At 72.6% G+C, this 23,407-nt stretch carries 25 protein-coding genes; 10 read left to right on the top strand and 15 right to left on the bottom strand.

What is annotated here, in order from left to right:
* The first annotated feature begins 59 nt into the window (after positions 1-59).
* Positions 60-1,298: an amidohydrolase family protein gene (locus tag HQQ85_RS14355; protein WP_173183216.1), complete on the top strand. Its 1,239-nt coding sequence runs from the start codon at positions 60-62 to the stop codon at positions 1,296-1,298.
* Between the two features lie 138 nt (positions 1,299-1,436).
* On the opposite strand, the gene HQQ85_RS14350 is transcribed toward HQQ85_RS14355, so the two are convergent.
* Entirely contained in the window at positions 1,437-1,610 is a 174-nt protein-coding gene (locus HQQ85_RS14350) for a DNA-binding protein (protein ID WP_173183215.1), read from the bottom strand.
* A 20-nt stretch (positions 1,611-1,630) separates the two neighbouring features.
* Positions 1,631-2,101 (bottom strand): MarR family winged helix-turn-helix transcriptional regulator, encoded by a 471-nt coding sequence (locus HQQ85_RS14345; protein WP_173183214.1) that lies wholly within the window; start codon positions 2,099-2,101, stop codon positions 1,631-1,633.
* Positions 2,102-2,161: 60 nt separating this feature from the next.
* On the opposite strand from HQQ85_RS14345, the gene HQQ85_RS14340 reads away from it, so the two are divergent.
* Positions 2,162-2,527: a VOC family protein gene (locus HQQ85_RS14340; protein ID WP_173183213.1), complete on the top strand. Its 366-nt coding sequence runs from the start codon at positions 2,162-2,164 to the stop codon at positions 2,525-2,527.
* A gap of 138 nt (positions 2,528-2,665) precedes the next feature.
* Positions 2,666-2,821: a hypothetical protein gene (locus HQQ85_RS14335; protein WP_173183212.1), complete on the top strand. Its 156-nt coding sequence runs from the start codon at positions 2,666-2,668 to the stop codon at positions 2,819-2,821.
* On the opposite strand, the gene HQQ85_RS14330 is transcribed toward HQQ85_RS14335, so the two are convergent.
* Positions 2,818-4,407, bottom strand: a complete 1,590-nt coding sequence (locus tag HQQ85_RS14330; RefSeq protein WP_371741914.1) for an APC family permease — start codon at positions 4,405-4,407, stop codon at positions 2,818-2,820. The two genes, HQQ85_RS14335 and HQQ85_RS14330, sit on opposite strands and share 4 nt — an antisense overlap.
* A gap of 99 nt (positions 4,408-4,506) precedes the next feature.
* Positions 4,507-7,785, bottom strand: a complete 3,279-nt coding sequence (locus HQQ85_RS21485) for a DUF2207 domain-containing protein (RefSeq protein WP_173183211.1) — start codon at positions 7,783-7,785, stop codon at positions 4,507-4,509.
* A 68-nt stretch (positions 7,786-7,853) separates the two neighbouring features.
* On the opposite strand from HQQ85_RS21485, the gene HQQ85_RS14320 reads away from it, so the two are divergent.
* Together HQQ85_RS14320 and HQQ85_RS14315 are read left to right on the top strand one after the other, a co-directional pair.
* A complete protein-coding gene (locus HQQ85_RS14320) occupies positions 7,854-8,138 on the top strand; it encodes a putative quinol monooxygenase (RefSeq protein WP_173183210.1) in 285 nt (94 codons plus the stop codon).
* Positions 8,139-8,201: 63 nt separating this feature from the next.
* Positions 8,202-8,876, top strand: a complete 675-nt coding sequence (locus HQQ85_RS14315; RefSeq protein WP_173183209.1) for a hypothetical protein — start codon at positions 8,202-8,204, stop codon at positions 8,874-8,876.
* Positions 8,877-8,909: 33 nt separating this feature from the next.
* Here HQQ85_RS14315 and HQQ85_RS14310 read toward each other — a convergent pair whose 3' ends face one another.
* Together HQQ85_RS14310 and HQQ85_RS14305 are read right to left on the bottom strand one after the other, a co-directional pair.
* Positions 8,910-10,667, bottom strand: coding sequence for a cellulase family glycosylhydrolase (locus tag HQQ85_RS14310; RefSeq protein ID WP_173183208.1), 1,758 nt, complete (start codon positions 10,665-10,667; stop codon positions 8,910-8,912).
* A gap of 96 nt (positions 10,668-10,763) precedes the next feature.
* A complete protein-coding gene (locus tag HQQ85_RS14305) occupies positions 10,764-11,051 on the bottom strand; it encodes a hypothetical protein (protein ID WP_173183207.1) in 288 nt (95 codons plus the stop codon).
* 158 nt (positions 11,052-11,209) lie between these two features.
* On the opposite strand from HQQ85_RS14305, the gene HQQ85_RS14300 reads away from it, so the two are divergent.
* Together HQQ85_RS14300 and HQQ85_RS14295 are read left to right on the top strand one after the other, a co-directional pair.
* Positions 11,210-12,004: a hypothetical protein gene (locus tag HQQ85_RS14300; protein WP_173183206.1), complete on the top strand. Its 795-nt coding sequence runs from the start codon at positions 11,210-11,212 to the stop codon at positions 12,002-12,004.
* 9 nt (positions 12,005-12,013) lie between these two features.
* Entirely contained in the window at positions 12,014-12,349 is a 336-nt protein-coding gene (locus HQQ85_RS14295) for a LysR family transcriptional regulator (protein ID WP_173183205.1), read from the top strand.
* A gap of 60 nt (positions 12,350-12,409) precedes the next feature.
* On the opposite strand, the gene HQQ85_RS14290 is transcribed toward HQQ85_RS14295, so the two are convergent.
* Both HQQ85_RS14290 and HQQ85_RS14285 read right to left on the bottom strand, forming a co-directional pair.
* Positions 12,410-12,847, bottom strand: coding sequence for a DUF3253 domain-containing protein (locus HQQ85_RS14290; protein WP_371741913.1), 438 nt, complete (start codon positions 12,845-12,847; stop codon positions 12,410-12,412).
* 55 nt (positions 12,848-12,902) lie between these two features.
* Complete coding sequence (locus tag HQQ85_RS14285; RefSeq protein WP_173183204.1) at positions 12,903-13,937, bottom strand: ABC transporter permease; 1,035 nt, start codon at positions 13,935-13,937, stop codon at positions 12,903-12,905.
* Positions 13,938-14,067: 130 nt separating this feature from the next.
* On the opposite strand from HQQ85_RS14285, the gene HQQ85_RS14280 reads away from it, so the two are divergent.
* Positions 14,068-14,892, top strand: coding sequence for a tryptophan-rich sensory protein (locus tag HQQ85_RS14280; RefSeq protein ID WP_173183203.1), 825 nt, complete (start codon positions 14,068-14,070; stop codon positions 14,890-14,892).
* Positions 14,889-16,568 carry an MFS transporter gene (locus tag HQQ85_RS14275; protein WP_173183202.1) on the top strand — a complete coding sequence of 560 codons (1,680 nt, stop codon included), beginning with the start codon at positions 14,889-14,891 and terminating at the stop codon, positions 16,566-16,568. The genes HQQ85_RS14280 and HQQ85_RS14275 overlap by 4 nt, the downstream gene beginning before the upstream one ends.
* 19 nt (positions 16,569-16,587) lie before the next feature.
* Here HQQ85_RS14275 and HQQ85_RS14270 read toward each other — a convergent pair whose 3' ends face one another.
* The 6 genes from HQQ85_RS14270 to HQQ85_RS14245 all read right to left on the bottom strand — a co-directional run bounded on the left by HQQ85_RS14270 (position 16,588) and on the right by HQQ85_RS14245 (position 21,370).
* Entirely contained in the window at positions 16,588-16,983 is a 396-nt protein-coding gene (locus HQQ85_RS14270) for a hypothetical protein (protein ID WP_173183201.1), read from the bottom strand.
* Positions 16,980-17,240, bottom strand: coding sequence for a hypothetical protein (locus HQQ85_RS14265; RefSeq protein ID WP_173183200.1), 261 nt, complete (start codon positions 17,238-17,240; stop codon positions 16,980-16,982). The genes HQQ85_RS14270 and HQQ85_RS14265 overlap by 4 nt, the downstream gene beginning before the upstream one ends.
* 35 nt (positions 17,241-17,275) lie before the next feature.
* Positions 17,276-17,836, bottom strand: coding sequence for a hypothetical protein (locus HQQ85_RS14260; RefSeq protein WP_173183199.1), 561 nt, complete (start codon positions 17,834-17,836; stop codon positions 17,276-17,278).
* Between the two features lie 9 nt (positions 17,837-17,845).
* Entirely contained in the window at positions 17,846-18,991 is a 1,146-nt protein-coding gene (locus HQQ85_RS14255) for a zinc-dependent alcohol dehydrogenase (RefSeq protein ID WP_173183198.1), read from the bottom strand.
* Between the two features lie 88 nt (positions 18,992-19,079).
* A complete protein-coding gene (locus HQQ85_RS21685) occupies positions 19,080-20,669 on the bottom strand; it encodes a HAMP domain-containing sensor histidine kinase (RefSeq protein WP_173183197.1) in 1,590 nt (529 codons plus the stop codon).
* The gene (locus tag HQQ85_RS14245) at positions 20,666-21,370 is read right to left on the bottom strand and encodes a response regulator transcription factor (RefSeq protein WP_173183925.1); all 705 of its coding nucleotides are present in this window, start codon (positions 21,368-21,370) and stop codon (positions 20,666-20,668) included. Before HQQ85_RS14245 ends, HQQ85_RS21685 begins: the two co-directional genes overlap by 4 nt.
* A 182-nt stretch (positions 21,371-21,552) precedes the next feature.
* Here HQQ85_RS14245 and HQQ85_RS14240 point away from each other — a divergent pair, with 182 nt between their 5' ends.
* On the top strand, positions 21,553-22,260 hold the full coding sequence (locus tag HQQ85_RS14240; RefSeq protein ID WP_173183196.1) for a GNAT family N-acetyltransferase: 708 nt from the start codon (positions 21,553-21,555) through the stop codon (positions 22,258-22,260).
* On the opposite strand, the gene HQQ85_RS14235 is transcribed toward HQQ85_RS14240, so the two are convergent.
* Positions 22,217-23,392: an FAD-dependent oxidoreductase gene (locus tag HQQ85_RS14235; RefSeq protein ID WP_173183195.1), complete on the bottom strand. Its 1,176-nt coding sequence runs from the start codon at positions 23,390-23,392 to the stop codon at positions 22,217-22,219. The two genes, HQQ85_RS14240 and HQQ85_RS14235, sit on opposite strands and share 44 nt — an antisense overlap.
* Between the last annotated feature and the right edge of the window lie 15 nt (positions 23,393-23,407).

Genomic DNA, 23,407 nt, shown 5'->3' with positions numbered 1-23,407 from the left:
CCGCCCCATCCGCCCTGCTCGCCGCCGATGCTGCGGCCCTCACCACCCGTCAGGACCCCATGAACCACTCCCTCACCGCCGAGCTCTGGGACGGCACCTCCGCCCGCGGCACCGTCACCCTCGACTGGACGGTCGACGGTGTCGACGGAACCATCTCGGGGCTGCGGCCGGCTGATGGCGGCACCACCGCATCCGCTCTGCCCGCATCCGCTCTGCCGGCCGGGCTGAGCATCATCCCGGGGCTGATCGACACCCACGTGCACCTCGTCGGCCACGCCGGCCACGGCACCAGCGACTTCCTCACCTGGCCGCTCACCACCCGCCCCGAGGAGCAGACCCTGCACGGCCTCGCCAACGCGCGCGCCGCGCTTCGTGGCGGGGTCACGACGCTGCGCGACCTCTCGGCCGACGACATCCAGTTCTCGCTGCGGCGGGCACTCGATCAGGGTGTCGTGGAGGGTCCACGGCTGCAGGCGCACGGCATGGTCAGCATGACCGCCGGGCACGGCGACCTGTTCATCCCGCCGGCGTTCCCGTTGCGGAAGCCGGTCGCCGACGGCCCCGACGAGTGCCGCAAGCTGGTTCGGCACTGGGCACGCGCCGGCGCCGACGGCATCAAGATCGCCACCAGCGGCGGCGTGCTCTCAGTGGGCGACAAGAGCGCCTGGCGCAACTACACCGCGCCCGAGATCGATGCGATCGTCGACGAGGCGCACGCACTGGGCCTGCGCGTCGCCGCCCACGCCCACACCGAGGCCGGCATCGACGCGGCCATCTGGCACGAGGTCGACTCGATCGAGCACGGCACGCTCCTGAGCGCCTCCCAGGCCGGCCGCATCGTCGGCCTCGGCATCACGGTCGCCCCTACCCTGCTCATCAACGACCGCATCGCGGCCGGCCGGGCCGGGGTCTCGGCCGAGCAGGCCGAGAAGGCGGCTGCCCTCGTCGTGGAGCGAGACTCCCGGATGCGCGAGGCCGCCGACCTCGGCGTCGACTTCGTGCTGGGCACCGACGCGAACGGCCACCACGTGGACTTCGGCGACCAGATGGAGGAGGTGCGCCTGATGGCCGCGACCTTCGGCTGGTCGCCGGCGCGGGCGCTGGAGTCGGCGACCTCCCGCGCCGCCCGGGCGATCGGCGAGGAGGGCCGGCTCGGCACCCTCGCTCCCGGCGCGGCGGCCGACTTCCTCGTGATGGAGGGACGACCCTGGCAGAACCTCGCCGAGCTCGACACCTCCCGCATCGTGGCGGTGATCTCGCGCGGCCGCGTCGTGGCGGGCGCCCTCCCCGCCGCCTGACGACCGTCGTGCAGGGCCGAGGAGCGGTAGGCGGGATGGGGCTCGGGCTCGAGCTCAAGCTCGGGCTCAAGCTCGTCCTGGTCTGACCGGTGGCGGCGCGGGCGTCGGGGTCGACGTCGGCGTCGACGTCGGGGCGCGCTACTCCTCGAGGGCGGCCCGCAGCAGGCGGATGGCCTTCGGGCCCACCCCGTGGAGCGCCGCCAGCGCGTCGAGACCGAACTCCTCTGCGTCGTCGAGGTCGTGCACCCCGGCCTCGGCGAGCGCCCGGACGGCCGGGGCGCCGATGCGAGGCAACGGCCGTCGAGCATCCATGCCCGGAATAGTACCCGTGGTCACCGCTGCGGAGGGGCGGCGTCCGTCTCGCCTCGGAGGGACGCGACCGAGCGGGCCAGGAGCTCGCCGAAGGTCGCCCGCTCGGCCGGGCTCAGGCCGGAGACCATCCGGTCCTCGACCCGTCGCACGGCGGCGCTGGCCGCGGCCAGCCGACGGCGCCCCTCCGGCGTGAGCTCGGTCGGCAGCACGCGACCCGACGACGGCTGCTCCGGACGGGTCACCTGCCCGTCCCGTTCGAGCGACTGCAGCAGCACGTTCATCGACTGCCGCGTCACGAAGGCGCCGCGCGCCAGCTCCGAGTTCGACAGCCCCGGTCGCTGGGCCAGCAGCTCGAGGCAGGAATAGTGCGTGACACTCATCCCGAGCGGACGCAGCACCGCCTCCATCGAGACCCTCAGCGCCGTCGCCGCCTCCTTCAGGAGGTATCCGACCGATGTGGGCAGTTCGATACCGAGGGATTCGCTTTTCATGTCAGTATTCTGACATAGTCGAACATGTCAACAAACTGACATCAACGAAAGCGAGCTCCCATGACCTCCTCCGGCCCCGGCTTCATCTCCCTCCAGGTGCGCGACCTCGACGCCTCCGCGGTGTTCTACGAGACGCACCTCGGCTTCACCCGCCAGGCGGGCCCTCCCCATGCCGTCGTCTTCGCGACGACCCCGGCGGCCTTCGCGGTGCGGAGCGCGCTCCCGGGCGTCGACCTCGACACGATCCCTCAGCCGGGCATCGGCGTCGCCGTCTGGCTGCACACCCCCGACACCCAGGCCGTGCACGACGCCCTCGTCGCGGCCGGTGTGACGATCGTGGCGGAGCCGATCGACGGCCCCTTCGGCCGCACCTTCACCTTCGCCGACCCCGACGGCTACCAGATCACCCTGCACGACCGCGCCTGACGGGCCCCGCCGACACGCGCCGGCACCCTCGCCCGAGTGCGGCGGTCATGGCATGATCGGATGACCGGGTTCCGTCGTGGTCCCCGGCCACCCGGATCATCCGTCCACCCGTTGCCACCCACTCAAAGGCGAGAACCCATGGCGATCGACATCCACACCGCTTACCCCGACATCGCACGGCACCAGGTCCGCGAACGCCGCTCGGCGGCTCTGAAGGCCCTCGCGGTCTCGGCGTCGGCCGTCGCCGCGCTGGTGCTGAGCGTCCTGGCGCTCTGGGGCCGTCCCGGCGTCTAGCCGGCCTCCCCCGCATTCCGGGGCTGGCCGGCATTCCGGGTCGGCTCCGCGTGCTCCGGCAGCGTGCCGTCACGGTGCCGCCCCCGCAGCAGGTACCACGCGAGCCCAAGCACCACGACCGCGCCGATCACGATCACCGCGATGTACTGCAGCAGCCCGTCGGAGCCGTAGACCTCGACGCGCGGCCACGCCAGGTTGACCGCCATCGCCGCGCCCCAGAGTACGGCGAGGATGTTGATCGGCAGCCCGAGTCGGCCGAGCGAGAAGCGGCCGGCACGAGCATCCGTCGACCGGAATTCGCCGCGCAGGCGCCTGATCAGCAGGGGCAGCGTGACGAGCAGGTAGGCGAGATAGATCAGGATGACCGCGACGCTCGTGACCGCGGTGAAGATCTGTGGGGTGCCGATGTTCACGGCGAGGATGAGCACGGCGAGCACGCCGATGACGATCGCCGGGATCAGGGGCGTTCGGCGGCGAGGGTCGATCCTCGCGAGGGCGGCGCTGGCCGGGAGGGCGTTGTCGCGGGCCATCGCGAAGACCAGACGGATGCCCGCCGTGTGCACCGCGAGCGCGCAGACCGTGATCGCGACGACGATGCAGCCGAGGAAGACGGAGCCGAGCGGGCCGCCCAGCACCTGCAGCACGATCAGCTGCAGCCCGCCCGAGGGCTCGCCGAGGGCCGGATCGGCGAGGTCGGGCGCGGCCAGGATGCCGAAGAGCAGGATCAGCCCGCCGATCACGAACGACGCCACGACGGCGCGGAGGATCGCGGTGGGCGCGGTGCGGCGGGGGTCGATCGTCTCCTCGCCCAGGGAGCTCGCGGTGTCGAAGCCGTACATCACGTAGGCCGACGCGATGGCCGCGATCAGGAAGGCGCCCGCGTAGCCGCCGGGCATCCCGGTGCCGAAGCCCTCGGTCTCGACGAGCACCGACGGCGGGTTGACGGCGTTCGCCGCGAGCACCACGACGAGCAGCACGGCCGCGACCAGCTCGATCATCACGCCGATGCTGTTGATGCGCGCCATCAGCGTCACGCCGACCGCGTTCACCACGGTGGTGAAGACGACCAGGATCGTTCCCCAGATCACCGCGCTGACGCCGAAGCTCGCGCCCGTGCCGTCGCCGACCAGCTGGAAGCCGCTCCAGATCTGGGGCAGCGTGACCTGGTAGGCGAGCACGACGGCGGCGAGCGAGACGATCGACGCGATCACCATCAGCCAGCCGGCGAGCCAGCTCACGGTGGGGCCGGCGACTCGCTTGCTCCAGTTGTAGACGGATCCTGCCACCGGATAGCGGGCGGCCAGTTCCGCGAAGCAGAGCGCCACCGTGAGCTGGCCGCCGAACACCAGCGGCCACGACCACCAGTAGGCCGGGCCGCCGTTGAGGAAGCCGAAGTAGAACAGCTGGAACGTGCCGGTCAGGATCGATATGTAGCTGACGCCGGCGGCGAAGCTGGCGAAGCGGCCGATGCTGCGGGAGAGCGTGGGGCGGTAGCCGAACTCGGCCATGCCGTCGTCGCTCTGCGTGCCGGCGGTGCTCGCCGGGGGCCTGCCGCTCGCACGCCTGTGGTCGCTGTGCCCGCTCACCGCACCCCGTCCCGGCCGTCCGCCCCTGTGCACACAGTAGGGGAACCGGGCCGCCGCCGCGCCCCACCCGTTCGGGGCGACGCGGCGGCGACGCCGGCCTCAGGGGCGGGCGCGGGCAGGGGTGGGGCGGGGGCGGCGGGTGGCCGTGAGGGCGAGGGCGATGCCCGCGGCCGCGGCAAGGGCCGCCAGGGCGAGGGGGGCGAACTCGGGGCGGTCGTCGGGCATGTCGATCGTCATCCAGACGAAGAGGATGACCGCCGCCAGGCCGAGGGCCGGCGCCAGCCAGCGCACGAGGTCACGGGCGAGGCCGGGTGTCGTGAGCGACGCGAGATGCCGGCGCCGCAGCAGGAGGCCGGCGAGGCCGATGAGCAGCGCGAGGCCGCCGAAGGCGCCGACCACCGCGACCGGGAGCACGGCGGCGGCCCGGGTCGCGGCGAGGGCGTCGGGATCGGGGCCGGCGAAGGTTCCGGCCGGGAAGTCGAGGCGGGCCCCGAGGTCGTCGGTGGTGAGCTCGAAGGGCCAGCCGGCGTCGCCGTCCTGCTTCAGGTCGAGCACGTAAGAGCGCATCCCGTCGGTGGTCGCGGTGGAGTCGCTGGACGGGGCGAGGTCGTCGCCGACCGCGCCGAAGGGGATCACGTCCTCGGCCCACTGACTCGGCTCGTCGGCCGAGTCGGTGTCGAGGGTGATCCAGCCGCCGGCGATCGCCTCGGAGGCGAGGGATTCGGGCATCCGGAGCTCCAGGCGCAACGGGTCGAGGCCGGGGTCGTCGCCCCAGTTGGAGTCGTACTCCCACGACTCGAGGAGGGCGGCCCAGCGCACCGAGTCGACCACCGCGTCCGAGCCCGAACCCGCGCCGGCGCCCGCATCAGAGCCCGCGCCCGCATCAGAGTCCGCGCCCGTATCAGAGCCCGCGCCCGAACCGGACGCCGCACCCGACCGGGCCGCCCCACCCGACACGGGCCCCGCCGCCACGGCCGCCGACCCCAGCACGTACTCGACCTCCACCTCGTGCGAGCCGTCGAGCACCTCGACCATTCGCGTCACGACGAGCAGCGTGTCGCCGTCGGTCCTGGTAGTGAAGGGCACCGAGTCCCCGTCGACGCGCACGTCCTCGACGCGGAGCCCGAGGTCCTGCCCGTCGACCTCGCGAGGCCACTGCTGCGCGAACTGCGGAACCCGCGATCCCTCGTCGTCGAACGTGACGTCGAGGGTCTCGGTGACGGCGAGGCGGGCGGTGCCGTCGTCGTCCCGCGTGAGCTCCGCGACGGCGTCGAGCGACTGCACCGTCGTGAAGAGGGCGCCGGGCACATCGCCCGAATAGGTGGCGTAGTCGTAGGAGCGCGGGAAGGGCGTCGGCAGGAAGGCCACCGCGGCGACGGCGCCGGCCACGAGGAGCAGGGCGAGCATCCGGAGACCGATGCGGCCGCCGCCGAGGAACGACCTCGACCGCCAGCCGCGGCTGGAGTCCTCGCCGAGCTCCTGGTCGATCAGGGCGATGACGCTGCGGCCGGCCTCGCGCGGCGGCGACTGCAGCACGGCGTACGCCAGGGCGTCCTCGCGGAGGGGGCCGCGGGCGAGCATCCGCGTGCGCTCGGCGTAGACGCCGACGCCCCGCAGGTGCTGCTTGAGCAGGGCGCCCTTGCGGGTCAGCGGTCGCGAGGTGAGGGCGATCGCGAGCACGACGACGGCGATGGCCGACGAGAGCAGCACGAACGCGACCGGCCACCACACCACCGCGAGCACGGTCTGGTGCGAGAGCTGCCGCACGAGCCCCCACTGCACCACGGTCAGCGCGAGCGGGGCGGCGATGAAGAGGTCGCGCACGAAGCCGCGGGGTATGCGACGGATGCCCTCCCGCAGCTGCCCCGCCCGCTCCGACGCCGTGAGGTACCGGCTGAGGGCGCGGGGGCGGTCGCCGAGCCGGCCCGTGCGCGCGGCGACGCGGGACGCCTCGCGCAGCAGTCGCTGGCGGGCGGCACTGGGCGCCGGCGGAGCGGTGGTGCCGGTCTTCTTCCGGCGACCCCAGCGGCGCTTCGCTGTGGCCGTGCGCGGAGCCGATCGGGCCCGCGCGAGCGCCTCGGCGAGCTCGAGCGCGGCCGGCTCGCGGAGGATCTGCGCGGCCATCCGCACCGAGACCCCCGCCGGCGGGTCGTACTGGGCGATGAACCAGGGGCGACCACGAGCGTCGCTCCAGGCGACGGCGCGGGCGGCGAGCGCGAGCAGGAGCGTGGCGGTCAGGATCGCCAGCGGCGCCAGCGGTCCGTACGTCTGCAGCCAGAACAGCGCGGTCGGCGCGGGCATGGTGAAGGTGCCGGGCTCGAAGACCATGCGGAAGCGGGCCTGGGCGTAGGGCGGCATGTTCTGGTCGTTGCTGAAGCCGTAGGTGGTGGTGCCGGGGTCGGGGCCCGGCTCGGGCTCCAGCCACTCGCCGCCGCCGATCAGCAGCCACGCGAGCGTGCCGCGGGGCTGCTGCAGCAGCTGGGCGTCGAGGTCGTCGGGCAGGGTGACCGAGACGTCGAGGCCCGCGAGGGCCTGGCGCCAGTCGGGGCCGAAGACGTCCCACTCGAGCAGGTCGACGGGGGCGGTGTCGGGGTTCTCGTCGTCGGCGGTGTTCGAGGCGTCGGCCTGGGTGGTGACGTAGGCGAGGTCGTGGAGGTCGTAGGTGATGACGAAGACGTGGTCGCCCTGGAGCGCGGCGCTGCCGTCGGCGCTGCCGTCTCCGGCGGGCGGCTCGAGGTCGAGGGCCAACTGGTCGGTCGTCTCGCTGCGGCGCGGCTCGACGGCCACCCCGTCGACGGTCGCCGTGACGTCCGAGGGCTCGAGGGCGTGCCCCTGGTACTGCGTCGCCAGCACGCGCCGGATGCCGGTCTCCTCGGCGTCGTCGGGGAAGAACGCGGTGATCGTCTCCTCGACATGGGCGGTCAGGCGGCCGTCGTCGCCGCGCTCGACGGTGTAGTCGACGTCGAAGTCGCGGGCGATCCAGGTGTCGGTGGCGGTCTCGGCGGATCCGGTGATGTCCTCGAGGCTCAGCGGCTCGTTGATGACGGGGCCGAACAGCAGCACGAGGCCGCCGACGGCGACCAGCGCCCAGAACGCCCGGATCCCGTTCCGCAGCCGGGTGCCGCCGTGCGACCGCAGCCACGCCTCGGCGCCGAGCAGCCACCGCGAGAGCACGACCCAGAGGGCGGTGTGCTGCGGCGGAGCATCCGCCACCCGCTCTTCGCGCAGGGCACCCTCGCCCGAACCGGTCGCGGCCTCGGCGTTCGTGTCGGGGCGGTCGTCCCCGCGGCCACTGCTGTCGTCGCTGCTGTCGTCGCTGATGTCGTCTCCCCCGTCATCGTCGGCCCGCCGCGTCCGGCCCACCCGCCGAGCGGCCACGGCTCATCAGTCGAGCCTACGAGAAGCGGGCCGCATCCGCCCCATCGGCCGCTGGCTACAGTGGGGGCATGACCGTCGTGCACCTGTCCGGCCGCCTCGTCTGTGCGGATGCTCGTGACGCGTCGATCGTCGCCGAGCACCTCCCGGCGCATCTCGCGCTCACCCGCGCGGAGCCCGGCTGCCTCTCGTTCGAGGTGGCGCCGACGGCCGACCCCCTCGTCTGGACCGTCGAGGAGCGCTTCGACGGCGAGCCCTCGTTCCGCGCCCACCAGTCGCGCGCGGCGGAGAGCCCCTGGGGCCGCGCGACGGCGCACCTCGCCCGCGACTACACGATCACCGGCCTCCCCGCCTGACGCAGCTCGGCCCGTCACCGCATATGACCGCGGGCCGATCGGATGCGCGGCTATCCTCGAGCGGTGGACGACCGGACCGTACAGAGAGACGACCAGATCGGACATCGAGCCGCGGCGGCACTGTACCGACGCGTGGCGATAACAACGGTTGCGCTCCTCGCGGGGATCGTCGCGGCCTGGACCTTCGCGCTTCCGGCGCTCGAAGAGGCTGGCGTCGAAGCCGTGCAGAGCGGGGCGATCGTGGGCGGCTGTCTGCTCGCCGCCGTCGGCGGGTTCGGCGCCTCGGCGCTGTTCTGCGCTCGCGCCGTCGTGCGGATGCGCGAGTTGCGTCGACCAGGCACGATCACGTTCACCAGCTCCCGTACCTCGCAGCTCGAACGATCGCTGTCCACGCTCCGACGAATCGGGGGGCCGGCGTCGACGGAGCTGCCTGATCCGGTGCCGTACGTCTTCGGAGTGGTAATGGACTCGGCCGGTCTCGTCCTCACCACCGCCGGGCGCTCGGCCGAGCCGTTTCTTCGTCTTTCCTGGCTCGATGTCGCGCGGGTGGATGTGGCTCCGAGTCGCGACGGGTTCCGGCGCACCGGCGGGCTCGTCGTGGAGCTGTCGATCGAAGGACACCCGCTCCGGATTCCGCTCACGGTCGACAGCGACTCAGTCCTCCTGCGGCAGACCGTGCCGCCTCAGCAGCTTCGCGCCGTGGCCTTCGAGGTGGAACGGCTGCGTCAGCTGACATGACCGTGCGATCGGTGGCCGGCGACCGGGCCGTGGCTAGCGGGCGGTGATCGTGAGGGTGGGGGCGGTCGGCGCCTTGGGGGCCACGACCTGGAGGCCCACGCGGACGGATTGGCCGGGGGCGAGCGCGGCGGCCCAGTCGGCGCCGGTGCAGGTGATCGAGGTCTTCGGGACGGCCGTGCAGCTCATGCCCCAGGAGTTCGCGACGGAGGTGACCGCGGGGTCGGGCCAGGTGACCGTCCAGCCGGAGACCGTGGACGTCGCCGACAGGGTGAGGTCGGCGACGTAGCCCTCGCCCCACGCGCTCTGCAGCGCCCAGGCCGCCGCGACCGGGGCGCCCGGCGCGGGGGTGCCCGGCGCGGGGGTGCCCGTCGGCTTCGGGGTGGCGGTGGGGGAAGGGGCCGTCGTGGGCTTGGGGGTGGACGTGGGCGCGGGAGTGGTCGACGGCTTCGGGGTCGGCGCCGGAGTGGGCGTGGCGGTGGGCTTCGGGGTCGGCGTCGCGGTCGTGGTCGGCTTCGGAGTCGGCGCCGGGGTGGACGTCGGCTTCGGGGTCGGTGCCGGGGTGGACGTGGGCTTCGGGGTCGGCGCGGGGGTCGGCTTCGGCGTGGTGGGCGCCGGGGTCGGCGTGGGCACCGGGACGCCGGCTCCGAGGAGGGGGCGGAGCGCGGTGAGCTTGGCCGACTGCGGGGTGACCCAGTCGTCTTTCACGAGCCCGCCCGTGTCGCCGCTGTTGGGGTTGAACGACCAGTAGGCGAAGCTGAGCTTCTTGGCGGACAGGTAGCCGACCAGCTTCGCGAGCCACTGCTGATCGCTGCGGGTCTCTAGCTTCGTGCCGAACTCACCCAGGAGCACGGGGGCGATCTTCTTCGTGGCGATGAAGCCCCAGTTCTTCTCCCACACGGCCGGCAGGTTCGCCGGGTAGTCGGGCGCCTGGAACCAGCTCTGCGCGAAGACCGTCGACGGGTAGTCGTGCGGCGAGTAGACGACGCGGTTCGCGACCGAGAGCCTGACCGGCTTGCTCGCGACGCCGGAGAGCCCGCCGCCCCACCAGGTGGAGCTGCCGTCGGGCTGGCGCTCGACGCCCTCGACCACGATGAGCAGCTTCGGATTGACCGCGAGCACGGCGTTGCCCGCCCGCGTCGCCGCGGCCTGCCAGTCGCGGGAGGCGTCGCCGCAGCCCCAGCACGCGCTGCCGTGCGGCTCGTTGTGCAGGTCGACGCCGATCACGGCGGGGTTCGACTTGTAGCGGGTGGCGAGGGCCTTCCAGTCGGCGATCCACTTCGCCTCGCTGTACCGCCCCGTGTACCAGAGCTCGGACTGCCCGCCCGAGTCAGGGCGGTGCCGGTCGAGGATGACGTTCAGCCCGTACGCGTTCGCCCGCGCCACCACCCGGTCGAGCAGCTGCAGCACGGTCAGCTTCGACAGGCCCGGGTTGACCTGCTCGTTGATCGAGTTCGGGGCCGCCTGCGCGAGACACTCGTTCGAGAACGGCAGCCGGATGGTGTTGAACCCCATCGATGCGATCTGCCCCATGCCCGCGTCGAGCGAGATGGACCACAGACCGTGCGGGGCGCAGTTCGAGGTCTCCATGCCGAACCAGGCGGCGGCCTTGACGACGTAGGGCGCGTTCGAGGCGGTGACGATCTGGGCGCCGCTCGTGTGCAGCCAGCCGGGCAGCGAGGCAGCCTGGGCCGACGGCGCCGGCATCGTCGGAGCGATCAGCCCGGCGACCACCAGGGCAGCGGCGACCAGCGACGCGGCGAGCCTTCGCCCGATTCGGTTGCGTGCGCTCATCACTCCCCTTCCCCGGCACCCCCGAGGCCGGGAGTGGGTTCATGGTAGCCGACGGCCGCATCCGACGAGGGGGCTGTGGACGAAAAGCGGTCGGGGTCAGGTCGTGATGAAGAAGAACATCAGGATGAACGGGATCGCCGACGCCGCGATGCCCACGGTGCTCACCCAGCGCGCGGCCGACGGGCGCGAGCGCAGCACCGAGATCATGCCGATGAACAACCCGACCGAGGCGAGGATCAGCGGCAGCCAGGTGGGGATGCCGGCCACGAGCAGCACGATGGCCGCGAGCCCGGCGACGATCGAGACGATGGCGGTGGCGTCGATGCCGCCACGCGGGGCCTGCAGGGTCTGGGGGCGCTGGGTGGGGTCGTCGAGATCCGACATGCGGCTCCTCCTTCGATGGTGGGCGGTCCTCCCAGTCAACGGGGGGCCGACGGATGCGGCAAGGGGGTCGCCGCGCAGCCAGGGCGGCCGGGGCCGGCGGGCAGGCTCCCGCGGCGCGCACCTGTCGGCCGTCGGTGGCAGGCGCTAGCGTGCCGCACGTGCCGCTTTTCATCGAGGAGCACCACGGCCAGACCCCCGACGACGTGCCGCAGTGGGAGGTGCCGGGCCGGGTCGTCTCGATCGAGGCCGTGCGCTACGGGCGACGCGAGCGCCCCGGTCAGCCACGGGTGCACGAGCGGGACGAGGATGAGCGCGACGCGCATCCGCTCGACACGGTCGCCGCCCGCGCCCAGGGGCCCGACGAGTACCGGGTCACCCTGGAGGTCGACGACGGCGCCGCCCTGCCCGAGTACCGGCGCAGTGTCGAGGACGTGAAGCAGGAGCGGTTGCGGCTCGAGGCCGCGCACCGCGCCGAGCGGCGGGCGGGCGACCCGGTCGGCGTGCGACTGGCTGCGCTCGCCGACCACCTCGACCAGCACTGGGGCGATGCCGGTGTGACCGCGCGATCCTCGACCGGGGCGCACCTCAGCTTCACGCCTCACGCAGCCGGCGCCCACCTGTCCTGGTCGAGGAGCGACGCTCCGCAGGACGCCCTCGGCGTGGAGCTCGGTGACGGGCGCTTCGCCCTCGCCGCCGACGACGACGGGGTGCGGATGCTCGAGGCCTTCGTCGAGGCCGCAGCCACCGGTCAGGTGCAGGAGCGGGTGCGCGACATCCCCGAGGGCGTCGAGTTCACGACCGAGGTGCTGGGTGGAGGCGGCGTGCTCCACAGCGCGACCCGCACGGCGAACATCTTCCGCTCGGGTGACGTGATGGTGGCCCGCCCCGTGAAGGAGCGGCTGGACCGCGGCGACCACCGCTGGGCACCGTGGCGCGTCGGAGAACCCCGGTAGCCTGGGGCCGTGGACATCAGCGCGCTCCGTCACTTCCTCGCCGTCGCCGACGAGGGCGACTGGTCGCGCGCCGCGAACGCCGAGCACGTCTCGCGGGCGACCATCCAGGCCTCCGTCGCCGCGCTCGAGGCCGACCGCGAGGAGCAGCTGGTCGTCGCCGACGACGAGGGCGTGCGGTTGACGGATGCGGGGGTCGCCTTCCGCAGCGAGGCGCGCGGTCGCGTGGCGAAGGCCCCGGCCCCGGCCCCGAAGGCCGGCGGCAAGGCGAAGGCCTCGAAGGGCAAGGGCCGCGCCCCCATCGTCAAGGGCCAGCCCAAGCCCTACCCCAAGCGCCAGGGCCGCTAGCCCCGCCGGCCAACCGGCGCTCGGGTCGCTGACCATCGCCGCACGGGAACGAGCAGGGGCCTACGGGCGACGACGACGGATGCGGATCGGACCCTTCGCCGTGGACGGATCCACGACCGAGCCGCCCTGCGTGATCTCCACCTCGCCCGCCGCGACCAGCCGCCGGGCGGCCTGCCGCGCCGGCTCCATGAGTTCGCGCCAGGTGTCCTCCTCGCCCACCGCCCGCGCTGCGTCGGAGGGGCAGATCGTCGAGGTCGCCGCCCGGGCGGCGAGCAACTCCAGGATGGTCGCCTCGAGCTGACGGTCGACGTCGGCGATGCCGCGCTTCCGGCACGCGTCCGAGCAGTAGCGCACCTCGGACCAGTTCGCGGCCCACTTGGCCCGCCACTGCATCCGCCGCCCGCAGACGGCGCAGGTCTTCTCGTCGCCCGGACCGCCCTGCCCGGACGCCCCGGATTCCCGGGCCTCCCCCGCCTTCACCTGCTGCCGATGCGCCACCCCTCCAGTCTCCCCCTCCGGCGGGGCGGCGGGGCCGGCTGACGGTGAAGGCCGGTCAGTCCTTCGCGACGCGGCCGAAGCCGAAGCGCACCCGGCGGGCGATGACGAAGGCGGCCGTCGCGACGACGAGCCAGACGCCGAGCACGATGTACGGCTCCGGATGCACGGCGCCAGGGAAGTAAGCGAGGTCGCGGAGGGCGCGCACGGTGGCGCCCGTCGGCATCCACCGGCCCATGAACTCGTAGAACGGCGGGAGCAGCTGCGGGGCGACCGCCCCACCGGACGAGGGATTGCTGATCAGGATGAACAGGATCCAGGTGGGCATCAGCGCCCACTTGCCTCCCACGAGCACCCGGAAGAAGTTGTAGACGGCGCCTGCGATGAACACCTGCATCGCGAGCACGATCCAGACCGGCACGAGCGGGAACGTCTCGAAGCCGAGCACCGGCCCGGTGGTCAGCGCGATCACGAGGCCGACGAGGGCGGCCCGGCCGGCGTCCCAGCCGAGCTCGCCGCGGATGGTCATGCCGCTGGCGTTCACCCGGGTCTGGATGGCGCCGACGAAGCCGATGATCGTGGCCGCGAGCGCCAGGTAGAACAGCACCAGCCCGCTCGGGTCGTTCGGCCGCAGCGGATTGACGTCGGTGATCGTGACGGTGACACCGAACGACGATCCGAGCACCGGTGCCTCGCTGCGGATGAGGGTGGCGATCGAGGCCCCGGAGGCGCTGGAGACCAGCACCGTCGCCGTCGACCCGCCGCCGGTGATGAGGGCGCCGTAGATCTGCTGCTGCTCCAGAGCGGTCTCGGCCGCCGCCTGGTCGGGCAGGCGCACCACGTCGAAGGTCGTCCCGGTCGCCGCGTCGATCGCGGAATCGAGCTGCTTCGGCGCGATGGTGTCCGAGACCACGGCGACCGGGATGTCGTGGGGCTTGGGGTTGCCCATCGCGAGGCTGTAGCTGGTGACGAAGAGCGCGGCGAACACGGACACCAGCAGCGAGACGACGAGCGCCGACTTGTTCGGGCCGGTCACCAGGCGCCGCATCGGCGACCGCGGCGTGGGGCCGGTGGCGTCGCTGGTCTCGTCCATGGCACCAAAGTAGCGCCATCGCGCTGCCGGAAGACGGGGCTTGCGCGGGGAGGTGGCGAAAGAACCATCTAGGTAATAAAGTTACTAAGGTAGTTAGCGAAATCGACGGACGGAACGAGGAGAACTGGCGATGAACGAGCCCAATGGAGCCGACCGGGTGCGGCAGATCGTCGTCATCTCCAGCGCGGTGTTCGCGGTCATCGGGTCATTCGTCGGCTCGGGTGCCGCCGGAGGAACGCCGATCCAGAGCGCCGCCGGTGGTGCGCTGAGCGCCGACTCCACGCTGATCGCGCCGGCCGGCCCCGCCTTCTCGATCTGGTCGGTCATCTACGCCGGGCTCATCGCCTACGCGATCTGGCAGGCGCTGCCGAAGCAGGCCGCACGCGAACGCAACCGTCGGCTGGGCTATCCGATCGCCGTCACGCTCGTGCTCAACGCCGCCTGGATCCTCAGCGTGCAGGCCGGGCTGCTCTGGCTCAGCTGCATCGTGATCGTGGTGCTCCTCGTCGCCCTCCTCGTGACCTTCGTGCTCGTGCTGCGCACCCGCCGCCGCCCGCAGGGCATCGTCGAGTCGGTCGTGCTCGACGGAACCGTCGGCCTCTACCTCGGCTGGGTGTCGATCGCCACCGCGGCCAACCTGACCGCGGGCCTGCAGACCGCGGGCTTCGACGGCTTCGGGTGGGCCCCGGATGCCTGGGGCATCCTGATCGTCGTCGTCGCCGGGCTCGCCGGGCTGGCCCTCGCCCTCTACGGCCGCGGCCGGCTCTCGCCCACGGCGTCACTCGCCTGGGGCCTCGCCTGGGTCGCCGTCTCGCGCACCACCGGCGAACTCGTCTCGGCGCCCGTCGCCACCACTGCCGCGATCGTGGCGATCTCGCTCGTCGTCGCCACCGTCGTCATCCGCCTCGCCCTCGGCCGCACCGCCCCGAACCGCACCACCGGCACCCGCGCATGACGACCGCGCGCCCCACGCCCGGAGCACCCACCGCACCCTCCTCCCGCGCCCGCTGGGCGGGCCTCGTCTTCATCAGCATCGCCGTGGCGCTGATCATCGTCGATTCCACCATCGTCAACGTCGCGATCCCGTCGATCATCGACGACCTGGGGATAACGTCGACCCAGGTGCAGTGGGTGCAGGAGTCGTACACCCTCGTCTTCGCCGCCCTCCTGCTGGTCTTCGGCACCCTCGCCGACCGCTTCGGGCGCCGCCGCATGCTGATCATCGGTGTCGCCGTGTTCGCGGCATCGAGCATCCTGGCCGCGACCGCCGCGACGGGCGACCTGCTGATCGCGGCCCGCGTCGCCCAAGGCGTCGGCGGCGCGATGGTGCTGCCGACCACGCTCTCGCTGATCAACGCCACCTTCCGCGGCCGCGAGCGGGCCCTCGCGTTCGCCGTCTGGGGCTCCACGATCGGCGGCATGACGGCCGTCGGCCCGCTCCTCGGCGGCTGGCTCACGACCTACTTCTCCTGGCGCTGGGCCTTCGGCATCAACATCCCGCTCGGCGTGGTGATCATCGTCGGCGTGCTCGTGTTCGTGCGCGAGTCCAAAGAGCCGCTCACCGCCTCCGGAACCCCGCGCCGCGTCGACGTCGTCGGCGCCCTGCTGTCGGTGGTGGCGAGCGCGACCCTCGTGTTCGGCCTGATCGAGGGCCGCACCTACGGCTGGTGGCTCACCGACACGGCACCGCAGCTCGGCGACTGGACGTGGCCCTTCGCCCTCTCCCCCGTGCCCGTCGCGTTCGCGGTGGCCGTCGCGAGCGGGGTCGGCTTCGTGGTGTGGGGCCGCTCCCGTGAGAAGCAGGGCAAGAGCGCGATGCTCGCGTTCGACCTGTTCCGCATCCCGAGCTTCCGCAACGGCAACCTGGCGGCGATGATCGTATCGCTCGGCGAGTTCGGCATCATCCTCTCGCTGCCGCTGTGGCTGCAGAACGTGCTCGGCTTCGACGCGCTGCAGACCGGGTTCATCCTCGTGGCGCTCGCGGTGGGGTCGTTCGTTGCGTCGGGCTTCGCGGGTGCGTTCGGCAACCGCATCCGCGCCGTGGTGATCGTGCGGGTCGGACTGGCCGCCGAGATCGTGGGCGTCGCGGGGCTCGGGCTCGTGATCGGTCCCGACACCGCGTGGGGCCTGCTCATCCCGTTCCTGTTCGTCTACGGCTTCGGCGTGGGCCTCGCCACCGCGCAGCTGACGGGCGTCGTGCTGCGCGACGTGCCGGTCGAGCAGAGCGGCCAGGGCTCGGGCACGCAGAGCACGGCGCGGCAGATCGGATCGGCGCTCGGCATCGCGGTGCTCGGCACGGTGCTGTTCACGACCGCGTCGCTGCAGCTCGACGCGCGCCTCGCCGACAGCGGGGTTCCGGATGCTCAGCGGCAGCAGATCGTCAGCCAGGTCGTCGACAGCTCGGGGGCCGCGATCGCGGGGCTCGAGAACGACCCGGCGATGGCCGATGCGGTGACGGATGCGAAGGCCGCCTTCTCGGAGGGCACCCGCTACTCGGCCTTCGCGGCCGCGGGCTTCCTCGCCATCGGCTTCCTCGCCACCCTGCGCCTCGGCGCCGGCCCCGCCGCACTCGGCCGCCGCGACCGCGACGACCGCGACGACGAGCCGGGCGGCGACCCTCAGAGCCGGTAACCCTCAGAGCCGGTGACCCTCAGAGCCGGTAGAAGTCCCCCACCATCGCGACGATGCACAGCGCCGGCGCCAGCACGAACAGCAGCAGCCCGGCCCGCAGCAGCCAGGTGATCCGCTGCACGCTGCGCCGCGCATCCGCCCCACCGGGCACCGCGGCGGCCGCAAACACCGCCACCATCAGCCCACCGAGCAGCGCACCCGCCCAGAACACCCGCTCCCAGCTGTCGACGAGCACGCCCGCGAACCAGCCCGAGACGATCACCGCTCCGCAGATGACGGCCATGACCAGCGCCGAGGCGGCGAAGAGCACGGCGGCGTGACGCTCCAGCTCGGCCCGACGGAGGTCGAGCCGAGCAGGCGCCGAAGAAGAGGAGGAGGCAGAGGCAGAGGCGGAGGCGGCGCCCGCCAGACTCACGTCAGCGACGGAAGCTTCGCCAGCGCCTCGTCGGCCTTCTCCTCGCTCACCCCGAGCTTCTCGACGAGCAGCGACCGCGCCGGCCCCTGATCGCCCTGACGCAGCGACTGGTAGGCCGCGTCGGCCTCACGCCCGAGCTCAGGCGTCGGGCGCTTCGAGACGCCGAGCTGGTCGGCGAGCTCCTGCGCGGTGCTGACGCCGTAGGCCTTCTGCAGAGCCGAGGGGAGGCGGTAGCCGCCGAGGGTTCCGAGATCCATGGGGGAGGTTCCTTTCGAGGGGTGGGTGAAGGGGGTCAGCGACGGAGCAGGCGCCGGGCGAGCATCCACGCCACCCCGCCCGCGAGAAGCCACGGCCCCGCGACGATCACGGGGTCGAGCACCTGGTGGCGCACGTCGACGCGGCCCCGGCGCGAGGCGATCGGATGCCGGTGCAGCTCCGAGAGCACTCCCGTCTCCGTGACGGGGTTGTCGGGCCGGAGGGTGACGAGCGAGCGCAGGTGCGCGCCCGTCGACTCGACGCGGTCGCCCGCGACGAGCAGCAGCCAGTGCGCGGCCCGCCCCTCGCTGAAGCGGTCGTAGGCGAAGCGGCGGATGGCGCCGGAGAGCCCGTGCAGTGGCTGCGCGGTGCCGAACACGGGCGTGAGCTGCAGGTGCTCGATGCTCTTCTCGCGACCCTCGCGCGGCTGCTGCTCGTCGGGGTACTCCCAGTGGGCGCCGCTCACCCCCGGGGCGAAGCGCTCCTTCGGCCAGGCCGGGCGGTCGGCGTGGTCGAGGTCGGCGCCCCAGCCGGGCACGCGGGCGCGCAGCTCCTCCGCGGTGGGCGGCGGGACGGGCTTGTCTGCGGTGTACGGCATCGGAACTCCTTAGGAACCCGGCACGACGACGGTCTTGATGCAGCCGTCGAGCTTCGACGAGAACATGTGGTACCCCTCGGCTATGTGCTCGAGCGGGATGCGGTGGGTGATCATCTCGGACGGCTTGAGGTACCCGGCCTTGATGTGCTCGAGCAGCCGTGGCCACTGCCGCTTCACCGGCGCCTGGTTCATCCGGAGCGTCAGGCCCTTGTTCATGGCGTCGCCGAACTTGACGGCGCTGAACAGCGGACCGTAGGCCCCCATCACCGAGATCGTGCCGCCCTTCCGCACACCGTCGATCGCCCAGTTGAGCGCGACGGGCGAACCGCCCTGCAGCTTCAGCTTCGCCGAGGTGACGTGCTGCACGAGGTTGCCATCGGCCTCGGCCCCCACCGCGTCGATCACGACGTCGGCGCCGAGGCCGCCGGTGGTCTTCTTCATCTCGACCACGATGTCGTCGTAGTGGGTGTAGTTGCGCGTCTCCGCGAACGCGAACGACGCCGCCTTCTCGAGCCGGTAGTCGAGCTGGTCGATGGCGATCACGCGGCCGGCGCCCATCAGCCAGGCCGAGCGGGCGGCGGCGAGGCCCACCGGGCCCGCGCCGAGCACCACGACGGTGTCGCCCTCGACGATGTCGCCGAGCTGAGCGCCGAAGTAGCCCGTCGAGAACGCGTCGGTGAGCAGCAGAGCATCCTCGTCGGCCAGCCAGTCGGGGATGACCATCGGCCCGACGTCGGCGAACGGCACCCGCACGTACTCGGCCTGCCCACCGTCGTAGCCACCAGTTGAGTGGGAGTAGCCGTAGATGCCGCCGATCGCGGTGGCGTTCGGGTTGACGTTGTGGCAGTTGGAGTAGAGGCCGCGGGCGCAGAACCAGCAGGAGCCGCAGTAGATGTTGAACGGCACCATCACCCGGTCGCCGACCTTGAGTCCCTCGACCGACGACCCGACCTCGTCGACGACGCCGATGAACTCGTGACCGAAGGTGTGCCCGATCCTCGTGTCGGGCATGAGCCCGTGGTACAGGTGCAGATCGGAGCCGCAGATCGCGGCCAGCGTGACCCGTACGATCGCGTCGTTCGGATGCTCGATCCGCGGCCTGTCCTTCTCCTCGACCCGCACCTTGTACGGGCCCCGGTACGTCATCGCTCGCATGCGTCCAGCCCACCCCGCTTCGCGACGTCCGGCAGGGGCTTGACAAGGCGAGGGCCGACACGCAGACGGCCGGCCGGCAGGACGCGAGCTAGGACGCGGCGTCGGCCATCGCACCGCGAACCGGCAGCACGGGCGCCAGGCGCACCGTGAACGTCGTGCCCGCCGGCGAGGAGTCGACCGTGATCGAGCCCTCGTGCGCCTCCACGATCGACGAGACGATCGCCAGGCCGAGGCCCGTGCTCCCCGAGCGGCGTGAGCGCGAGGAGTCGCCCCGCGCGAAGCGCTCGAACAGCTCGGGCACCAGCTCGGCCGAGATGCCGGGTCCGTCGTCGGTGACCGTGAGCTCGATCGACGGATGCGCGTCCGCCCCCTCGACGACCGCGACCGCCGTGGCGACGTGCGTTCCCGCGGGCGTGTGCACGGCCGCGTTCGAGAGCAGGTTGAGCACCAGCTGATGCAGCCGCTCCCGGTCGCCCAGCACGGGCACCGGCTCATCCGGAACCGACAGCGACCAGGAGTGGCCGGGCCAGGAGGCGCCCGCGTCGCTGACCGCGTTGATCACGATCTCGCCGAGGTCGACGCGGTCGAGGTGCAGGTCCTGCCCCTCGTCGAGCCGGGCGAGCAGCAGCAGGTCGCTGACGAGCGAGTTCATGCGCTTCGCCTCCGACTCGATGCGCGCGAGGGAGTACTCGGTCATCTCGGGCAGCGAGTCGGCGTCCTGCCGGGTGAGCTCCGCGTAGCCCTGGATCGCGGCCAGCGGCGTGCGCAGCTCGTGACTGGCGTCGGTGACGAAGCGGCGCATCCGCTTGTCGGTCTCGGCGCGCACCGCTAGGGCGTCGTCGACGTGCGCGAGCAGGTGGTTCAGCGCCTCGCCCACCTTGCCGACCTCGGTGCGGGGGTCGGTGTCGGCGGCGTCGACTCGGGGCGTGATGGCCACCTCGCCGCGGTCGAGCGGCATCGACGCCACCTCGGCGGCCGTCGCGACCACGCGGCCGAGCGGGCGCAGCGCGAGGCGCACCACCACCACGACGCCCACGATGATGATGGCGAGGCCGACGAGCGAGAGCACACCGATGGTGATCGCCTCCTGCATCACGGCCGACTGCACGGTGGCCAGCGAGACACCCGCGACGAGCAGGTTGCCGCGGCTGTCGAGCTCGGTCGCCACCCGGTACGAGCCGAGACCGTCGAGGTCGACGTTCTGGTGCTCGCCCACGTCGAAGGTCGCCGACTCGAGTTGCTGCACCACGGCGTCGTCAAGCGGAGCCGCGTCGGAGTCGGAGAAGATCGCCGAATCCTCCACCGTGCCGTTCGAGATGAGGGCGATGAAGCCGCCCGGCCCGTGGCCGACGTAGTCGACGAAGGGCTTCACCGGCTTCTGGTCTCCGGATGCGCTCTGGTACGCATTGGGGTAGCGCACCCGTTCGACCGTGTGGTCGAGGGCCGACATCGATCCCGTGAGCTGGGAGTCGACGACGGTGGTGACGGAGGCGGAGAGGGTGATGACGCCGAGGATGCCGACGGCCGCCAGCACGGCGGCGACGACGGCGGCCGTGCCGACCACGAGACGCCGGCTGATGCTCCACGGGCGCCGCCCGCGCGTGACGGCGGGGCCTGTGGAGCCGACGGGGCCGGCACCGCCGGCCGTCGTGTCGCCCGCCGCGGACGCCCCGCTCACTCGACGGGCCTGAGCACGTAGCCCACGCCGCGCACGGTGTGGATCATCGACGGCCGGTCGGCGTCGATCTTCTTGCGCAGGTACGACACGTACAGGTCGACGATCGACGCCTTGCCCGCGAAGTCGTAGTTCCACACCCGGTCGAGGATCTGCGCCCGCGAGAGCACCCGCCGGGGGTTGCGCATGAAGTAGCGCAGCAGCTCGAATTCCGTCGTCGTCAGCGCGATGCTGTCGCCGCCGCGGGTCACCTCGTAGCTCGACTCGTCGAGGGTGAGGTCGCCGACGGCGATGTGCGAGTCATCCTCCGAGGTCGTCGTGATGGAGCGGCGCAGGAGACCGCGGAGCCGCGCCACGAGCTCCTCGAGGCTGAACGGCTTGGTCATGTAGTCGTCGCCGCCGGCGGTGAGGCCGACGATCCGGTCGTCGACCGAGTCGCGCGCGGTGAGGAAGAGGGTGGGGGCTCCGCCCTCGAGCTCGCGCAGCTGACGCAGCAGCGAGATGCCGTCCGTGTCGGGCAGCATGATGTCGAGCACGACGATGTCGGGCCGGGAATCGCGGTAGGCCTGCAGCGCGCTCGCTCCGTCGTGGGCGATGTCCACCGTCCAGCCCTCGTAGCCGAGGGCGAGACTGACGAGGCTCGTGAGCACGGCCTCGTCATCGACGAGCAGCACGCGGATGGGTGACCCGTCGGCCCGGTACATCCGGGGCAGCTTCGCGAGCACGGCACGACGGCGGCCCGAGGAGAGCAGGTCGTCGGGGGCAGGGGTCGTCACCACCCCATTGTTCGCCCTGCCCACGCCCCACTCCAGTCGGCCGCCCCTTTTCATAGGGACCTCAAATGATCTCATCACCCCCTCATGCGGGGGGCGTCTACGGTCTCCGCATGACCCAGCTCACGGCCCGACACCCGACCCGGCCCCGCACCCCGGCCTGGTCGAACCCGCTGCCCGCCGTCAAGGACGCCCTCGCCTCGGCCGGGCTGCACCGGCCGCGTGCTCTGCGCGGCGAGCGCATCGAGCACCCGGTCGACGCTCCCGTCCTCCGCACCGAGCGCCTCGTGCTGCGCCCGCACCGCTTCACCGAGGCGGATGCCGCCGACTGGCACGACCTCCAGTCCGAGCCTGCGGTGCGCGAGTTCCTGCCGTGGCCCGAGCGCGACGCCCGCCGCTCGGCCCGGCACCTGCGCGACCGAACGCGGCACACCCGGCTCTGGCAGGCCGACGACTTCCTGGCCCTCGCGGTCGAGCTCGACGGTCATGTGATCGGCGACGTCTCGCTGCACCTGCGCTCGGTGGCTGCCTCGACGCGCACGGTCGAGATGGGGTGGGTCGTGCATCCGTCACTCCGCGGCCGCGGCTACGCCACCGAGGCCGCGGCAGCCCTGCTCGACTTCGCGGCGACCACCGTCGGGGCGCAGCGGGTGACGGCGGTGACGGATGCGCGCAACACACGCTCGGTCGCGCTGGCCAAGCGGCTCGGCCTGGTCGCCCAGACGGCCCGGGCGGTGGGCGATCCCGAGGTCGCCCCCGGCGAGACGCTGCTCGCCGTCAGCGTCGCGCCGGCTGCGGCCCCGAGCGCCGAGCGGGCCTGAGCGAGAAGAGCGAGGGGGCGCGGATGCCCTCGGTGAGGTCGGCGAGCATCCGCCCCACCACCGGCACGAACTTGAAGCCGTGCCCCGAGAAGCCGGCGCCCACCGCCACCGGGCCCACGCGGTCGATGACGAACGCCGAGTCGCGGGTGGAGGTGTAGGTGCAGCTGATCTCGGCGAAGTCTGAGGGGTCGGCGCCGGGAAGCCACTCGCGCACGTAGTGCTGCAGCGGGGCGAAGCGGCGGCGGTCGGTGCGGGCTGCCGGTGAGTCGGGATCGGTGATCGGGCCGGCGCCGTGCCAGCCCACCTTGATGCCCTCCCCCGGCGTCTGCACCCCGTAGATCGGCGCCGGCCAGTAGCCGTACCGGCCGTCGCCGAGGTCGGGGACGTGGTTGAAGCCGGGCCAGATCGCGGACTCGTCGACGGGGCGGAAGTGCGCCGGCTCCTCGCGGGTCACGGTCAGCCGGGGCAGCACGAGCACGGGACCGAGCAGGCGCGTGGTCCATCCGCCGAGGGTCACGACGAGGCGGCGGCACTCGAACAGCTCGGCGTCGCCCGCGGGGTCGCCCTGGGCATCCTGAGGCGTCACCTCGACGGCGGCGCGGTCGTCGCCGAGCACCCGGATGCGCGTGACCCGCGAGCGGTGCGTCACGACCGCACCCCGGCCGGCCGCGGCCTGCTGAAGCGCCGCGACCGCGCCGTCGGCGTCGAGCCGCCCGGCCTGCGGAACCACGAGCGCGCGCTGGTCGAAGCGGATGCCCGGCCACCGCGCCTCCGCCTCGGCGGGCGGCACGATCTCGGCGTCGAAGCCGAAGTTCGGCAGCACCCGGGCCATCTCGTCGAACCCCGGGTGGTGGCCGTGGCTGACCACCCCGGTCTCGGTCAGCAGCGCGCGGCCCGTCTCGGCCTCCAGCTCGCGCCAGAGCCGGGCGGAGTCGCTCAGCATCCGGAGGTGCACGGGGTCGGCGTAGGCGAGGTTGAAGTTGCGGGAGCGGCCGTGGGAGGCCCCGTGGGTGTGGCCCGGCTCGAAGCGCTCGAACAGGGCGACCTCGGTGCCGCGGCCGGCGAGCTGCCAGGCGGCCGCCGAGCCCATGGCTCCGCCGCCGACGACGATCGTGTCGATGAAGGTGGCCATGGGGCGACAGTAGGC

Source organism: Herbiconiux sp. VKM Ac-2851 (assembly GCF_013205105.1).
Lineage (GTDB): Bacteria > Actinomycetota > Actinomycetes > Actinomycetales > Microbacteriaceae > Herbiconiux > Herbiconiux flava.
This window is presented reverse-complemented; position numbering and strand designations above follow the sequence as displayed.

Coding starts and splice junctions, on each gene's coding strand:
- HQQ85_RS14285 (WP_173183204.1), bottom strand. CDS start 13,937: ATGGACGAGACCAGCGACGCCACCGGCCCCACGCCGCGGTCGCCGATG.
- HQQ85_RS14305 (WP_173183207.1), bottom strand. CDS start 11,051: ATGTCGGATCTCGACGACCCCACCCAGCGCCCCCAGACCCTGCAGGCC.
- HQQ85_RS14350 (WP_173183215.1), bottom strand. CDS start 1,610: ATGGATGCTCGACGGCCGTTGCCTCGCATCGGCGCCCCGGCCGTCCGG.
- HQQ85_RS14245 (WP_173183925.1), bottom strand. CDS start 21,370: ATGTACCGGGCCGACGGGTCACCCATCCGCGTGCTGCTCGTCGATGAC.
- HQQ85_RS14255 (WP_173183198.1), bottom strand. CDS start 18,991: ATGCGAGCGATGACGTACCGGGGCCCGTACAAGGTGCGGGTCGAGGAG.
- HQQ85_RS14280 (WP_173183203.1), top strand. CDS start 14,068: ATGAACGAGCCCAATGGAGCCGACCGGGTGCGGCAGATCGTCGTCATC.
- HQQ85_RS14265 (WP_173183200.1), bottom strand. CDS start 17,240: ATGGATCTCGGAACCCTCGGCGGCTACCGCCTCCCCTCGGCTCTGCAG.
- HQQ85_RS14235 (WP_173183195.1), bottom strand. CDS start 23,392: ATGGCCACCTTCATCGACACGATCGTCGTCGGCGGCGGAGCCATGGGC.
- HQQ85_RS14260 (WP_173183199.1), bottom strand. CDS start 17,836: ATGCCGTACACCGCAGACAAGCCCGTCCCGCCGCCCACCGCGGAGGAG.
- HQQ85_RS14310 (WP_173183208.1), bottom strand. CDS start 10,667: ATGAGCGCACGCAACCGAATCGGGCGAAGGCTCGCCGCGTCGCTGGTC.
- HQQ85_RS14355 (WP_173183216.1), top strand. CDS start 60: ATGAACCACTCCCTCACCGCCGAGCTCTGGGACGGCACCTCCGCCCGC.
- HQQ85_RS14320 (WP_173183210.1), top strand. CDS start 7,854: ATGACCGTCGTGCACCTGTCCGGCCGCCTCGTCTGTGCGGATGCTCGT.
- HQQ85_RS14240 (WP_173183196.1), top strand. CDS start 21,553: ATGACCCAGCTCACGGCCCGACACCCGACCCGGCCCCGCACCCCGGCC.
- HQQ85_RS14275 (WP_173183202.1), top strand. CDS start 14,889: ATGACGACCGCGCGCCCCACGCCCGGAGCACCCACCGCACCCTCCTCC.
- HQQ85_RS14345 (WP_173183214.1), bottom strand. CDS start 2,101: ATGAAAAGCGAATCCCTCGGTATCGAACTGCCCACATCGGTCGGATAC.
- HQQ85_RS14335 (WP_173183212.1), top strand. CDS start 2,666: ATGGCGATCGACATCCACACCGCTTACCCCGACATCGCACGGCACCAG.
- HQQ85_RS14340 (WP_173183213.1), top strand. CDS start 2,162: ATGACCTCCTCCGGCCCCGGCTTCATCTCCCTCCAGGTGCGCGACCTC.